This window comes from Streptomyces sp. NPDC048417 (assembly GCF_040651615.1).
Lineage (GTDB): Bacteria > Actinomycetota > Actinomycetes > Streptomycetales > Streptomycetaceae > Streptomyces.
In genome coordinates, this window is sequence record NZ_JBEZKI010000028.1 from 1 (window position 1) to 14,673 (window position 14,673).

At 70.1% G+C, this 14,673-nt stretch carries 12 protein-coding genes; 9 read left to right on the plus strand and 3 right to left on the minus strand.

Annotated features, from left to right (window positions below; genetic code table 11):
• Positions 1-88 precede the first annotated feature (88 nt).
• From gltX to AB0D59_RS36550, 3 genes are all read right to left on the minus strand, one after another.
• Positions 89-1,573: a glutamate--tRNA ligase gene (gene gltX, locus AB0D59_RS36540; protein WP_362574893.1), complete on the minus strand. Its 1,485-nt coding sequence runs from the start codon at positions 1,571-1,573 to the stop codon at positions 89-91.
• On the minus strand, positions 1,566-2,351 hold the full coding sequence (locus AB0D59_RS36545) for a fumarylacetoacetate hydrolase family protein (RefSeq protein ID WP_362574895.1): 786 nt from the start codon (positions 2,349-2,351) through the stop codon (positions 1,566-1,568). Before AB0D59_RS36545 ends, gltX begins: the two co-directional genes overlap by 8 nt.
• A gap of 140 nt (positions 2,352-2,491) precedes the next feature.
• A complete protein-coding gene (locus AB0D59_RS36550; protein WP_362574897.1) occupies positions 2,492-2,680 on the minus strand; it encodes a hypothetical protein in 189 nt (62 codons plus the stop codon).
• A 572-nt stretch (positions 2,681-3,252) separates the two neighbouring features.
• On the opposite strand from AB0D59_RS36550, the gene AB0D59_RS36555 reads away from it, so the two are divergent.
• The 9 genes from AB0D59_RS36555 to AB0D59_RS36595 all read left to right on the plus strand — a co-directional run bounded on the left by AB0D59_RS36555 (position 3,253) and on the right by AB0D59_RS36595 (position 14,661).
• Entirely contained in the window at positions 3,253-7,320 is a 4,068-nt protein-coding gene (locus tag AB0D59_RS36555) for a nitrate- and nitrite sensing domain-containing protein (protein ID WP_362574899.1), read from the plus strand.
• 9 nt (positions 7,321-7,329) lie between these two features.
• On the plus strand, positions 7,330-7,743 hold the full coding sequence (locus tag AB0D59_RS36560; RefSeq protein ID WP_005479910.1) for a roadblock/LC7 domain-containing protein: 414 nt from the start codon (positions 7,330-7,332) through the stop codon (positions 7,741-7,743).
• Positions 7,744-7,853: 110 nt separating this feature from the next.
• Positions 7,854-8,252, plus strand: a complete 399-nt coding sequence (locus AB0D59_RS36565) for a DUF742 domain-containing protein (protein ID WP_019058642.1) — start codon at positions 7,854-7,856, stop codon at positions 8,250-8,252.
• Entirely contained in the window at positions 8,233-8,808 is a 576-nt protein-coding gene (locus tag AB0D59_RS36570; RefSeq protein WP_046729249.1) for an ATP/GTP-binding protein, read from the plus strand. The genes AB0D59_RS36565 and AB0D59_RS36570 overlap by 20 nt, the downstream gene beginning before the upstream one ends.
• A 381-nt stretch (positions 8,809-9,189) precedes the next feature.
• The gene (locus AB0D59_RS36575; RefSeq protein ID WP_362574902.1) at positions 9,190-12,471 is read left to right on the plus strand and encodes a nitrate- and nitrite sensing domain-containing protein; all 3,282 of its coding nucleotides are present in this window, start codon (positions 9,190-9,192) and stop codon (positions 12,469-12,471) included.
• Positions 12,472-12,481: 10 nt separating this feature from the next.
• Positions 12,482-12,895 carry a roadblock/LC7 domain-containing protein gene (locus AB0D59_RS36580; RefSeq protein ID WP_033321188.1) on the plus strand — a complete coding sequence of 138 codons (414 nt, stop codon included), beginning with the start codon at positions 12,482-12,484 and terminating at the stop codon, positions 12,893-12,895.
• 96 nt (positions 12,896-12,991) lie between these two features.
• Entirely contained in the window at positions 12,992-13,561 is a 570-nt protein-coding gene (locus tag AB0D59_RS36585) for a DUF742 domain-containing protein (RefSeq protein WP_362574904.1), read from the plus strand.
• On the plus strand, positions 13,542-14,123 hold the full coding sequence (locus AB0D59_RS36590; protein ID WP_046729246.1) for an ATP/GTP-binding protein: 582 nt from the start codon (positions 13,542-13,544) through the stop codon (positions 14,121-14,123). The genes AB0D59_RS36585 and AB0D59_RS36590 overlap by 20 nt, the downstream gene beginning before the upstream one ends.
• Before the next feature lie 190 nt (positions 14,124-14,313).
• Positions 14,314-14,661 (plus strand): hypothetical protein, encoded by a 348-nt coding sequence (locus tag AB0D59_RS36595; RefSeq protein ID WP_362574906.1) that lies wholly within the window; start codon positions 14,314-14,316, stop codon positions 14,659-14,661.
• The last annotated feature ends 12 nt before the right edge of the window (positions 14,662-14,673 follow it).

Here is a 14,673-nt window from a genome sequence, read left to right on the forward strand (position 1 = left end):
ACGGGGCGCACGCCAACGCCGCGGGGACCACCGCCCCCACGCGGGGCGCCCCCCGCACCTCCGGGGTCCCGCCCCTCGTGCGTGGGTGTTACGCCGCCAGCTTCGCCAGGGCCGCGTCGATCCTGGCCAGCGTCTTCTCCTTGCCCAGGATCTCCAGGGACTCGAAGAGCGGCAGGCCGACGGTACGGCCGGTGACCGCCACCCGGACCGGGGCCTGGGCCTTGCCGAGCTTGAGGCCGTGGGCCTCACCGGCGGCCAGGACGGCCTCCTTCAGGGACTCCGGAGAGGTCCAGTCGGCCGACTCCAGCTTCTCCCGGGCCGTGGCCAGCAGGGCGTCGCTGCCCTCCTTCATCGCCTTCGTCCACGACGCCTCGTCGAAGACCGGCTCGGGCAGGAACAGGAAGTCGACGTTTTCGGTGATCTCCGACAGGACCTTCAGGCGGGTCTGGGCGTGCGGGGCGATCGCGTGCCACTTGGACTCGTCGAAGTCCGCCGGGGCCCAGGGGGCGAAGGGGGCCTTGAGCCAGGGGGCGCAGCGCTCCGTGAAGTCCTTCACCTCCAGCAGGCGGATGTGGTCGGCGTTGATCGCCTCGCACTTCTTGAGGTCGAAGCGGGCCGGATTGGGGTTCACGTCGGAGATCTCGAAGGCGGCCACCATCTCGTCGATCGAGAAGATGTCCTGGTCCGCGGAGAGCGACCAGCCCAGCAGGGAGAGGTAGTTGAGCAGTCCCTCGGGCAGGAAGCCGCGCTCCCGGTAGAGGTTCAGGGACGCCTGCGGGTCGCGCTTGGAGAGCTTCTTGTTGCCCTCGCCCATGACGTAGGGGAGGTGGCCGAAGGCCGGGATCTGCTGGGCGATGCCGAGCTCGGTCAGCGCCTTGTAGAGGGCGATCTGGCGCGGGGTGGAGGAGAGCAGGTCCTCGCCGCGCAGGACGTGCGTGATCTCCATCAGGGCGTCGTCGACCGGGTTGACCAGCGTGTACAGCGGGGCGCCGTTCGCGCGCACGATGCCGTAGTCCGGCACGTTGTCCGGGGTGAAGGTCAGCTCGCCGCGGACCAGGTCCGTGAAGGTGATCGTCTCGTCGGGCATTCGGAAGCGGACGATCGGGGTGCGGCCCTGGGCCCGATACGCCTCGACCTGCTCCGCGGTGAGGTCGCGGCAGTGGCCGTCGTAGCCGGACGGTTTGCCGGCCGCGCGGGCGGCCTCGCGGCGGGTGTCCAGCTCCTCCTGGGAGCAGTAGCAGTGGTAGGCGTGGCCGGCGTCGAGCAGCTTCTGGGCGACGTCCTTGTACAGGTCCATGCGCTGCGACTGGCGGTACGGCGCGTGCGGGCCGCCGACCTCAGGGCCCTCGTCCCAGTCGAAGCCCAGCCAGCGCATCGCGTCGAGCAGCTGGTTGTACGACTCCTCCGAGTCGCGGGCCGCGTCGGTGTCCTCGATGCGGAAGACCAGCGTGCCCTGGTGATGCCGGGCGAAGGCCCAGTTGAACAGGGCGGTGCGGACCAGGCCCACATGGGGGTTACCGGTGGGCGAGGGACAGAAACGGACGCGGACGGGGGAGCCGGGTGCGCTAGCCACGCTTGACAACCTTGTTGGTGAGAGTGCCGATGCCTTCGATGGTGACGGCGACCTCGTCGCCGACGTTGAGGGGGCCTACCCCTGCCGGGGTGCCGGTGAGGATCACGTCGCCGGGGAGCAGCGTCATGGCCTCGGTGATGTTGACGATCAGGTCCGCGATGGGATGGATCATCTCGCTGGTACGGCCGAGCTGGCGTTGTTCGCCGTTGACCGTGAGCTGGATCGTCAGGTCGGACGCGGTGGCGAGGTCCAGGTCCGTCTCCACCCAGGGGCCGAGCGGGCAGGCGGTGTCGAAGCCCTTGGCCCGGGCCCACTGCTTCTCGCGCTTCTGGACGTCGCGGGCCGTGACGTCGTTGGCGCAGGTGTAGCCGAGGATGACGTCCTGGACGCGCTCGCGCGGGACCTCGCGGCACATGCGGCCGATGACCACGGCCAGTTCGGCCTCGTGGTGGAGGTCCTGGGAGAACGAGGGGTACTGGATCTCGTCGCCGGAGCCGATCACCGAGGTGGACGGCTTGAAGAAGGCGAAGGGGGCGTCCGGGACCTCGTTGCCCAGCTCCCTCGCGTGCTCCGCGTAGTTGCGGCCGTAGGCGACGACCTTGTTGGGGAGCACCGGCGGGAGCAGCCGCACCTTGTTCAGCGGGACCTTCGTGCCGGAGAGCTCGAAGTCCGTGAACGGAATGCCCTTGATGATGTCGAGGACGAGTTCGTCCTGCTTGTCGCCCTCGACGGCGCCGAAGGCGACGTTCCCGTCGATGGAGAACCTGGCGATGCGCACGGGATCCTTGCGCCCCTCACTGAGCCGGCTGGAGTCTGACGCTCCAGGCTAACGCGGTAAGGGGTGGCCGCCGTGAAAACAACCCGGTGACCGGGTGAGCGAGTGAACGGCGGCCATGACCCGTGCTGACCGCTACGCGGCTACTCGGTGACCGAGGTCGTGGCCGGGATCTCCATGAGAATGGTGCGCCGCGGGTTGGCGGTCTGGGCGGGGAGGTCGAGGGAGTGCTCGGGGAGCTCGGGGGTCTGCAGTTCCTCGGCATCCTTGAGGTGGGCGAGGGTGGTGCGCCGGGGGTTGGCTATGTTGCGGAACATCATCGTCGTCTTCACGGTTGCAGTGGACCCCGTCGTGTGTGGGTTGGCAGAGACTTCCCTCTTGTAAAGCGCCAGGCTAAACATCGAATTCCCGGCGGAAGCCGCCAAGTAGCTGTGATCCCCGTGTGAGTTTGCTCACGAAGCCGAGTCCAAAACGGTCATTTCAGGCTGACAAGTCACCGCAATGAAACGGACATTGGCGAACTGAAGCTGTCATTCCGCTCCTGATCATGGCGACTGGGACACGCCCCCCGCGCCTGTGACTGGCAGGGATACGTCCTTTATGTACGCGATCGACTTCGACATCTCGTAACGTGTCACTCACACGCTGTCACGGAGGTCACAGCTCGGCTCACGGCCCTTGTTGGAGATCCTGCACTGTGCTGGAATTCCACGGACCGCCGCGGGATCGAGCCGGCGCGCAGGGGCGCAACGCAGCGCCGGGTGGCGGCGAGACAGGGGGAACCAGCGCCGGTCACACTCACGACCAACAGGGGGCGCGCATTCAGGGCGCTCCCCCCTATCAACGCCGACACCGTGTCTCTCCGTTCAGCGGAGGGGCGCCTGGTCCAGAGGTTGCGACGCTAGTGCAGGGACGTTTCAAGAGGGATGGCAGCGCTCCGGCGGAGCCGGAGGCGCACGGCGGGACCGACCGCGGTTCCTCGCCCCAGCACGCCCAGAACCCGGGCCCGGCCCAGGTCGGCGGTGACGGCGGTGAGCGCTCCGGGCGCCCCGCCGTGTCGGCGTCTTCGGCGTCTTCGGGACCTTCGGGCCCCCAGCCGAACGCCGCGCCGGCACCCACGGTCAAGCCCGCCAAGGGCCCGTCCAACCCCGGCTCGCGCATAGCCCTGCGCAACTGGCGCATCTCCACGCGCCTGGTGTCGCTGCTCGCGCTCCCCGTGGTGGCGGCGACGACGCTGGGCGCGGTGCGCATCAACCAGTCGCTCGACGACATCCAGCAGCTCGACAACATAAAGCTGCTGACGGACATGACCAAGCAGGCGACCGAGCTGGCCGTCGCGCTCCAGAACGAGCGCGACGACACGGCCGGTCCGCTGGCGCACGGTCAGTCGACGAGCAGCCTCGCGATCAAGGACCAGGAGGCGCAGACCGACCGCGCCCGCGACAACTTCCTCAACGCCTCCGAGGAAATCGACACCGCGAGCAAGGACGGTCAGCTCCAGGGCGTCCGGGACAGCCTCGTCGGTCTGGCCGGCCAGCTGGACGACCTGGCGAAGATCCGCAAGGACGCCTATCAGCAGAAGGAGAACTCGACCCAGACGGTCGAGTCCTACCACCGGCTGATCACCCAGCTGATCGACCTCTCCCAGGACATGGCGCAGGCCTCCAGCAACCCGGAGATGATCCAGCGCACCCGCGCCCTGGCGGCGTTCTCCACCGCCAAGGAGTACGCGTCCGTGCAGCGCGCCGTCATCGCCGCGGCTCTGCCCGCCAACAACACGACCGCCGGCGACCTCTCCGAGAACGACCGCCTGTACGGCGAGTCCGCCCAGGAGAGCGAGACCTCCGAGCTGACGATCTTCCGGAAGATCTACGCCGGCAACGCCGCGACCCTGCTGGAGCCGATCGAGGGGAAGAACCCCACGATCGAGGCCGCCGACACCTACGCCAAGCGTGCGCTCGGCGCCGCGAACGGTCTCAACGAGCTGAGCAAGCGGTCGTACCTCGACTGGGTGGACGACAGCTCGACCAAGATCGAGCAGATGAACAAGATCGAGCACTCACTGCTCGAGGACATGGAGCAGAAGGCCCGCGAGCTGCGGTCCTCCTCCGAGCAGGAAGCCATCCTCTCCGGTGCGCTGATCCTGCTCGTCCTCGGTGTGTCGCTGGTCGGCGCCTTCATCGTGGCCCGCTCCATGATCCGCTCGCTGCGCCGCCTCCAGGAGACCGCCACCAAGGTCGCCCAGGACCGGCTGCCCGAGCTGGTCAAGCAGCTGTCCGAGTCCGACCCGCAGGACGTCGACACGTCCGTGGAGTCGGTCGGTGTGCACTCCCGGGACGAGATCGGCCAGGTGGCCGCGGCCTTCGACGACGTGCACCGCGAGGCGGTCCGCCTCGCCGCCGAGCAGGCCCTGCTGCGGGGCAACGTCAACGCGATGTTCACCAACCTCTCGCGTCGCTCCCAGGGCCTCATCCAGCGCCAGCTCTCGCTCATCTCCGAACTGGAGTCCCGCGAGGCCGACCCGGACCAGCTGTCCTCGCTCTTCAAGCTCGACCACCTCGCGACGCGTATGCGCCGTAACGGTGAGAACCTCCTCGTCCTCGCCGGTGAAGAGCCCGGTCGCCGCTGGACCCGCCCGGTCCCGCTGGTCGACGTGCTCCGCGCCGCCGCCTCCGAGGTGGAGCAGTACGAGCGCATCGAACTGGCCGCCGTGCCGACCACCGAAGTGGCCGGCCGCGTGGTCAACGACCTCGTGCACCTGCTCGCCGAGCTGCTCGAGAACGCCACCTCGTTCTCCTCGCCGCAGACCAAGGTCAAGGTCACCGGTCACGCGCTGCCCGACGGCCGCGTCCTGATCGAGATCCACGACACCGGTATCGGCCTCTCCCCCGAGGACCTCGCGGCGATCAACGAGCGGCTCGCCTCGCCGCCCACCGTGGACGTGTCCGTCTCCCGCCGCATGGGCCTCTTCGTGGTCGGTCGGCTGTCGCAGCGGCACGGCATCCGCATCCAGCTGCGCCCGTCCGACTCCGGTGGTACGACCGCGCTGGTCATGCTTCCCGTCGACGTGGCCCAGGGCGGCAAGAAGCCCGCTCCCGGCAAGCCCGGCGCCCCGGCGTCGTCCGGCGGTCCGGCCGCCGCACAGGCAGCGGCCGGTGCGGCCGCGGCCCGGCGCGGCGGCCAGGGCGGTGCCGGCGGTTCGCTCGGCGCGGGTGCCCCCGCCGCGGCCCTCGGCGGCGGTGCCGCCGGTGCACGCGGTGGCGCCCTCGGTGCCGGCGGCCCCTCCGGCGGCGGCCTGCTCGGCGCCGGTGCGGCTCCGCGCGGCCAGGTCGGCGCGGGCCAGGGTCCCCGGGCCGCGCTGCCCGGCGCGGGCCCCAACGGCGGCGGCCGTCCCGGTGCCCCGGGCGGCCCGCGCGGCCAGCAGGGTCCGGCGGCTCCCCCGCAGGGCCGGCCCAACGGCGGCGGCGGTGCCTTCGGCGACCAGGACGCGTTCGGCAACCGGCAGGACTCCTTCGGCGGTCAGGACGCCTTCGGCAACCGGCCCCCGGTCCCGCCGCAGCGCTCCGCCTCCCCCTCCGACCAGGGCCGTCAGCCCCAGCTGCCGCCGCGCGGTGGCCCGCGGGCCGAGCTGCCCGGCGGCAACCCACAGCAGGGCAGGCCCAGCTGGAGCGACGACAACGCCCAGCCGCCGCTCTCCCGTGCCTCGCTGGACACCCCGCGCGGCCACGACGAGCAGGACCCGGCCCACACCGCGCCGATGCCCCGCATCGACGACCGGCAGGACCTGGGCGCCACCTCGCAGATGCCGGCGATCCCGCAGGGGCCGTCGTCCACCGGCGAGTTCCCGCGCCCGGACTTCAACCTGCCGAACGGCTCGCAGAACACGGGATCCTTCCCGCGCCCCGGCGCGAACGGACCGCAGAACACCGGCTCCTTCCCCCGCCCCGGCGCGAACGGACCGCAGAGCACGGGGTCCTTCCCCCGCCCGGGCATGAACGGACCGCAGGACACAGGTTCCTTCCCCCGTCCCAACGTGAACGGCTCCCAGGACACCGGTTCCTTCCCCCGCCCCGGCGCGAACGGACCGCAGGACACGGGCTCCTTCCCCCGCCCCAACGTGAACGGCCAGCAGGACTCGGGGCAGTTCGTCCGCTCCGATGTCTTCGGCGGGTCGGGCGGACCGCAGGGCGGCTCCCAGAACACCGGGCAGTTCGCCGCCCCGCAGGGCTACGACAACGGCTCCACCGGCCAGTTCGCCGCACCGTCCTACGACGGCGGCTCCACCGGCCAGCACTCCCTGCCCGGCCGCCAGAACGGCTACGCGGCCAACGGCCAGAACGGCAACGGGCAGTACGGCAACGGCCAGAACGGCTCGGGCCAGTTCGAGCGGCCGGGGACCAACGGCCGCGGCATGGAGTTCGGCGCGCCGCAGCGTCCGCCGGTCCCGCCCGCGCCGCCGGCCCGCCAGGAGCCCGAGGCGCTGCCGCCGGCCAGCGGTCCCGGTGACGGTCGTACCCCGCTGTACGACACGCTGGAGACCAACTGGTTCCACGGCGGCCAGCAGGAGCAGCAGCACCCGCAGAGCAACGGCCACGGAAACGGCTCGGCGCCGCTCCCGCCCGTTCCTGCCCAGCCGCCGGCCCCGGCCGCCGCGGCCCCCCAGCGTCCCGCCCAGGCAGCCTGGCGCACCTCCCCGAACGACGATCTCGTCCGGCAGGCGGAGCGTGTACGGCAGCCGGCGGCGGGCGGTGTCACCACCTCCGGTCTGCCGCGCCGGGTGCCCAGGGCGAACCTCGTCCCGGGCACGGCTCAGCAGCAACAGCACCACACCGGTCCGCAGGTCTCGCGTGCGCCTGATGACGTCCGCGGCCGGCTGACCAATCTCCGTCGGGGTATCGCGCAGGGACGGCAGGCCGGCACCGGCCCGCAGACCGGCAGCTTCCCGAGCCCCACTCACCAGCAGGAGCGTTAGTTGAGTCCGATGAGCCAGGCGGCACAGAACCTGAACTGGTTGATCACCAACTTCGTGGACAACACCCCCGGTGTGTCCCACACCGTCGTCGTATCCGCCGACGGTCTCCTTCTGGCGATGTCCGAAGGCTTCCCTCGTGACCGTGCAGACCAGCTGGCGGCCGTCGCGTCCGGACTCACCTCGCTGACGGCCGGGGCGTCCCGGATCTTCGAGGGCGGCGACGTCGCACAGACGGTCGTCGAGATGGAACGCGGCTTTCTTTTCCTGATGTCCGTCTCGGACGGGTCGTCCCTCGCGGTCCTGGCCCACCCCGAGTGCGACATCGGCCTCGTCGGCTACGAGATGGCACTCCTGGTCGACCGCGCGGGCGCGGTGCTCACGCCCGACCTGCGCGCCGAACTGCAAGGCAGTCTGCTCCACTGACCGCCAGGATCCAACCCGCCTCACCAAATCACCGTCCGGCCGCCACAATCCCCCCACCGGCCACGTCCGACGGCACGACTGACCGACTTGCTGTCCCGCCCGGAGGAACGATGACCCCGCCCACCGCCTCTCATGATCCGTACGCGGAGCCGTACGGGGACGAGGGCGACCAGCCGCTGGTACGTCCTTACGCGATGACCGGCGGCCGGACACGGCCGCGCTATCAGCTCGCCATCGAGGCGCTGATCAGCACGACGGCCGACCCGGCAGCGCTCATGGGGCTGCTCCCGGAGCACCAGCGCATCTGCCACCTGTGCCGTGAGGTGAAGTCGGTGGCCGAGGTCTCGGCGCTGCTCGCCATGCCGCTCGGTGTGGCCCGGATCCTGGTGGCCGACCTCGCCGAGGCCGGCCTGGTCGCCATCCACCAGCCGGGCGGCGACGAGAACAACGGTGGCGCACCTGACGTGACGCTGCTCGAAAGGGTGCTCAGTGGACTTCGCAAGCTCTGACGGAGGTCGGGCCACCACCTCCGCGAAGATCGTGGTGGCGGGCGGCTTCGGCGTCGGCAAGACCACGTTCGTGGGAGCGGTCTCCGAGATCAACCCGCTGCGCACGGAGGCCGTGATGACGTCCGCCTCGGCGGGCATCGACGACCTGACCCACACCGGGGACAAGACCACCACCACGGTGGCGATGGACTTCGGCCGCATCACGCTCGACCAGGACCTGATCCTGTACCTGTTCGGTACGCCGGGCCAGGACCGCTTCTGGTTCATGTGGGACGACCTGGTGCGAGGCGCGATCGGCGCCGTCGTCCTGGTGGACACCCGCCGGCTCGCCGACTGCTTTCCGGCGGTGGACTATTTCGAGAACAGCGGTCTGCCGTTCGTCATAGCGCTCAACGGCTTCGACGGACACCAGCCCTACACGCCCGAAGAGGTGCGCGAGGCGCTGCAGATCGGCCCGGACGCGCCGATCATCACCACGGACGCCCGGCACCGCGCCGACGCCAAGAGTGCGCTGATCACGCTGGTGGAGCACGCTCTCATGGCACGGCTGCGGTAGCACCCAAGTCGTTCATCGTGTACGGCAGTTGTCGTACGGAAACCGGAGCCGACTGTGGCCTTTGACACGGTCGGCTCCGGTGTTCATAACGTTTCGGCAGAGGAATCCGGTGGTATCGCCACGCGTCGCGGTCGCGCGGTACCGCTGCGCTCACATCAGCCCCGCCTTTTGGCGGGGCTCGCTCTTTATGACCGTTTTATCTGGGCCTTACAAGACCGCACTCCACCGCTTTCCGCTGTTTGGAAGTGCGCAGGCCCCCGTGCTGGAATGCCTGAACTGCCCAATAGTCAAAGACGTACTGAGTAGTGGTCGATGACACACCGGGCTCTGAGAGACTGCGGCACGACGACAGGTGCCCGCCGCCGAGAGGTTGTTGGTCGAGTGAGGCGAAGCAAGAACGGTCCCGAGCCGTCGGCACGGGGCAACTTCACCCCGCCGCCGCGCGCTGCGGCGCCTACCCCTGTGCCAGCCGCGGAACCACCGGCCGCGCCCGCGAAGAGCGGCGGCCGTTTCTCCCCGCGCAACTGGCGAGTGCCGACCAGGCTGAACGCGATTCTGCTCATACCCGTGGTCGTCGGCCTGGTCATGGGCGGCATCCAGGTGAAGAGCTCCATCGACACCTGGAACGAGGCCCGGGACGCGGAGAACACCGCGCGCCTGGTCCGCGCCTCCCTCAGCTACGCCGACGCCCTGTACAACGAGCGTGACGTCACCGCGGCACCGCTGCTCCTGAACAAGGACAAGTCCACCGTCACCGCGGCGCGCGCCGCGACCGACAAGGCCGCCGACGCCTTCGACGCGGCCGCGCAGAACATGCCGCAGAAGGCCGGCCTGGAGCGCCGCCTGAAGCTGTTCCGCGAGGCCGAGCCCAAACTCACAACCCTGCGTGCCGCGGCGTACACCACCAAGCTCACCGGCGTGAAGACGGAAGAGGGCTACACCCAGGTCGCCCACCCGCTGATGGAGTTCGCCAACGAGCTCGGTCTGGGCACCGGAAACATCACCTCCTACGGCCGTACGGTCTACGCCATCTCGCTCACCAAGGCGGCCCTGTCGCTGGAGCGGTCGATCGGCATGCACCTGCTGATCAAGCCCGGCCCGGACGCCGGCAACCTGGCCTCCCAGCGGGTCGCCCTCTCGTCGTACGCCTACCTCGAAGGCATCGCCGTCGAGGAGTACATCGGCGGTGGCACCGAGACGGACGCGCAGAAGCTCGCCGGTCTCCAGCAGAAGATCAAGAGCGACGGCGCGGCGATGGTCCAGCAGGCGAAGGCCAAGGACCCGAACTACGTGGCCCCGCCGTCCAAGGACAACGCGATGGTCTCGGCGCTGGCGACGCTGCAGGACACCGACCCGAGCACCCGCCAGGCGCTGGCGGCCGGGGGCGTCACCGCCGACAACTGGTGGGCGGTCAACACCCTCAAGTACAACGCCTACCGCACGATCGAGTCGGACATGGCCGACAAGGCGGTGAGCGAGGCCTCCGGCATCGCCGACGACGCGAAGACCTCCGCGTTCATCACCGGTGCCGCGGTCGTGGTCGCCCTGCTCGCGGCGTTCATCCTGGCCGGCATGGTGGCCCGCCAGATGTCCCGCTCGATGCGCCAGCTGCGCAACGCCGCCTTCGGCATCGCCGAGCAGCGCCTGCCGATGCTGGTCGACCAGCTCTCCCGCACCGACCCCGGCCGGGTCGACACCCGGGTGGCGCCGATCCCGATCACCACGACCGACGAGATCGGCGAAGTCGCCCGCGCCTTCGACCAGGTCCACCGCGAGGCCGTCCGGCTCGCCGCCGAGCAGGCCCTGCTGCGGGGCAACATCAACGCGATCTTTACCAACCTGTCGCGCCGCAACCAGTCGCTGATCGAGGGCCAGCTGACCCTGATCACCGACCTGGAGAACAACGAGGCCGACCCGGACCAGCTGGAGAACCTCTTCCGCCTGGACCACCTCGCGACCCGTATGCGCCGCAACGGCGAGAACCTCCTGGTCCTCGCCGGCGAGGAGCCCGGCCGCCGCTGGGACCAGCCGGTCCCGCTGGTGGACGTGCTGCGCGCCGCCTCCTCCGAGGTGGAGCAGTACGAGCGCGTCGAGTTGTCCGGCGTCCCGGAGGCCGAGATCCACGGCCGCGCGGTCACCGACCTCGTGCACCTGCTGGCCGAGCTCCTGGAGAACGCCACCACGTTCTCCTCCCCGCAGACCAAGGTCCGCGTCACCGCGACCCGTCTCCCCGACGGCCGCATCATGATCGAGATCCACGACAAGGGCATCGGCCTCACCGCCGAGGACTTCGCGGACATCAACCACAAGCTGGCCAACCCGCCGACCGTGGACGCCGCGATCTCCCAGCGCATGGGCCTCTTCGTGGTCGGCCGACTCTCCGACCGGCACGGCATCCGGGTCCAGCTGCGCCCCTCCGGCGAGCAGGCAGGCACCACCTCGCTGGTCATGCTGCCGGACGCCATCACCCACGGTGGTGGCGGCGAACAGCCGCTGGATCGCGAGGAGTTCACCGTCTCGCAGATCATCCCGGAGCAGCAGTTCCAGGCTGAGAGCTTCACCCCGCAGCAGCAACTCCAGCCGATGCGTACGGCGGCCGAGCTCGGCTTCGACGACAGCCGCTACGTGGAGGTGCCCGACGACATCCGCGATCTGGATCCCGTCGGCCGCTCCCTGATGCGCGAGGAGCGCCGTGCGGCCCTGGAGGCCCAGGCGCAGCCCGGACAGGCAGCGCAGTTCCCGCAGAGCCCGCAGGAGACCGCGGAGATCCCGGCGTACGCCGACGAGTTCGACCGGGGCCAGCAGGGCTACGACACCAGCGGTACGGGCTTCCAGGAGCAGCCCGCGGGCTTCGACGCCGGGCAGCAGTACCAGGAGCGGTCGCAGAGCGCGTACGACGAGCAGTACTACGCGCCGAACGGCGGCCTGCCGCGGAACGACACGTTCTCGCCGGACGCCTTCGCCGGAAACGGCGGCGGCTACCCGGAGCCCGCGTATCCGGAACCGGTCCAGGAAGAGCCCGCGGCACCGCCCGCCGCCGCCTCCGACTCGTTCCAGGGGTTCGGGGAACAGCCCTACCAGGACGACTGGCCGCAGCAGGGCCAGCAGCAGGACAGTTACCAGAACGGTTACCCGGCCCAGTACGCTCCGGAAGCGGAGCCGGCGCAGGCCGGTGACGTGGACGAGCGGAACCACGTAGGCTTCGACCGTCCGGGAGCGGCCCCCTCCGCCGGCCACAAGCTGACCGATGCCGGGCTGCCACGCCGGGGCTCCGGTGGTCCGGGCGGCCCGAACGGCGCGGGTCCCGCGCAGCAGGCTTCGGCCGCGGCTTCGGCTCCGGGGCCCTCGGCTCCTGAGTCCAACGGCGACAGCAGCTGGCGTTCGGCGAACGACGCGCGCTGGCAGCAGGCCTCGCAGCTGCGCAAGCCCAAGGCGGGCGGGGTCACCTCCTCCGGCCTGCCGAGGCGGGTGCCCAAGGCCAACCTGGTCGAGGGTGCCGCCGAGACCACCCCTCAGGGAGGCCCACAGGTCTCCCGCGCCCCGGAGGACGTCCGGGGCAGGCTGAGCAACCTGCGCAGGGGCGTCCAGCGCGGACGCAGCGCAGGCAGTGAAACGAACGGCCAGGGCTTCGGTCCTGACAGCACCTACAACCAGGAGCGTTAGTGTGAGCCCGATGAGCCAGGCGGCACAGAACCTGAACTGGTTGATCACCAACTTCGTGGACAACACCCCGGGGGTGTCCCACACGGTGGTGGTCTCCGCCGACGGACTCCTTCTGGCGATGTCCGAAGGCTTCCCCCGCGACCGCGCCGACCAGCTCGCGGCCGTCGCCTCCGGTCTGACGTCTCTGACGGCAGGCGCCTCCCGGATTTTCGAGGGCGGCAGCGTGAATCAGACGGTTGTGGAGATGGAGCGGGGGTTCCTGTTCATCATGTCCATTTCCGATGGGTCCTCGTTGGCCGTCCTGGCCCACCCGGAGGCCGACATCGGTCTGGTTGGGTACGAGATGGCCCTTTTGGTGGACCGAGCGGGCACGGTTCTTACCCCGGATCTGCGTGCGGAACTCCAGGGAAGCCTTCTCAACTAACAGTCAGACGGTGCGTTTTCGCGTCCCGGGGCCGTAAGGTTTCGGGACGCGGCTCCACAGGGATAGGTGCCCGGCACGGTCGGAGGAGGAGAGAAAGTGGCAACACCCCCAGGCGGTTCGAACAACGGCAACTGGTCGTACGGTCCTGCGCAGGGCCAGGGCGACGGTTCCGCGAACCGGTACAACTTCCCCTCCACGCCGAGCCACCGGCAGCCGTACGCACCGCAGGGCCCCGGCCCGTCGCCGTACGACCAGCCGCCGGCGCCGCGCATCCAGCCGGTACAGCCGCAGCGCCGTCCCGAGCCGGCGCCGGCCTCGGGGTCGCACAACCCCTTGGTGCGTCCGTACGCCATGACCGGCGGCCGGACCCGCCCGCGGTACCAGCTCGCCATCGAGGCGCTGGTGCACACCACCGCGCAGCCGCACCAGATGCAGGGCCAGCTGCCCGAGCATCAGCGGATCTGCAACCTCTGCCGGGAGATCAAGTCGGTGGCCGAAGTCTCGGCCCTCCTGTCGATCCCTCTCGGCGTGGCCAGGATCCTCGTCGCCGACTTGGCGGAGGCGGGCCTGGTCGCCATCCATCAGCCCGGCGGCGACGAGAACGCCGGTGGCCAGCCAGACGTGACACTGCTCGAAAGGGTGCTCAGTGGACTTCGCAAGCTCTAGCGGCGGTCCTTCCCGCTCCACCACCTCCGCGAAGATTGTGGTGGCGGGCGGCTTCGGCGTGGGCAAGACCACGTTCGTCGGTGCCGTCTCGGAGATCAACCCGCTGCGCACAGAGGCCGTGATGACGTCCGCGTCTGCCGGCATCGACGACCTCACCCACACCGGGGACAAGACGACCACCACGGTCGCCATGGACTTCGGCCGCATCACCCTGGACCAGGACCTGATCCTGTACCTGTTCGGCACGCCGGGCCAGGACCGCTTCTGGTTCATGTGGGACGACCTGGTGCGAGGCGCGATCGGCGCCATCGTCCTCGTGGACACCCGCCGTCTCGCCGACTGCTTCCCCGCGGTCGACTACTTCGAGAACTCGGGTCTCCCCTTCGTCATCGCCCTCAACGGCTTCGACGGCAACCAGCCGTACAACCCGGAAGAGGTCCGCGAGGCGCTTCAGATCGGCCCCGACACCCCGATCATCACGACGGACGCCCGCCACCGCGCGGACGCCAAGTCGGCCCTGATCACCCTGGTCGAGCACGCGCTCATGGCCCGCCTGCGCTAGCGGTCAGCCGCACGAGGGGCTCTTTCCCACCGGAAGGGGCCCCTTTGTCATACCCCGCCGACACACTGGCCGGGTCGGAGGGGGACTTGGGGATGAGTGCCGAGGCAGCGGCGTTACGACTGGGGACGACCGTGGCCCGCTCGGCGGCCCGGACCTGGCTGGGCGGCAAGCGGCGGGAGCAGGACGCCGCATGGACATGGCCGAGTTGATACGGCTGCGGGTGCCGGGCCTGCGTCTGCGACGCGGCGTCGAGCGGCAGTTCGGGGAGATGGCGGACGCGGTGTTCGACCGCCTCGCGCCGTTCCTGGACCGGGAGTTCGCGGGTCTGACGGAGTCCGGCCGGGAGGCCGTGGTCAACGGCGTGTGCGACACGTTCGCCGCCGCCGACCTGTCCGACGAGGCGATCCTGGTCACGGCGTGGATGGCTCTCGCACCGTTCCCACCACCGGCCCTTACCAGGCTCACCCTCCAGAAATGTGTCCTCCCCGACGATCCGAGCGCCCTGAATTTCCCCGGCGTGGAGGTCGACATCAGTTGACGGGCACACCAC

Bases quoted from the DNA above. Each gene is read 5' to 3' on its own strand.
- AB0D59_RS36560 (WP_005479910.1), top strand. From the start codon at position 7,330: ATGAGCCAGGCGGCACAGAACCTGAACTGGTTGATCACCAACTTCGTG.
- AB0D59_RS36595 (WP_362574906.1), top strand. From the start codon at position 14,314: ATGGACATGGCCGAGTTGATACGGCTGCGGGTGCCGGGCCTGCGTCTG.
- AB0D59_RS36580 (WP_033321188.1), top strand. From the start codon at position 12,482: ATGAGCCAGGCGGCACAGAACCTGAACTGGTTGATCACCAACTTCGTG.
- AB0D59_RS36565 (WP_019058642.1), top strand. From the start codon at position 7,854: ATGACCCCGCCCACCGCCTCTCATGATCCGTACGCGGAGCCGTACGGG.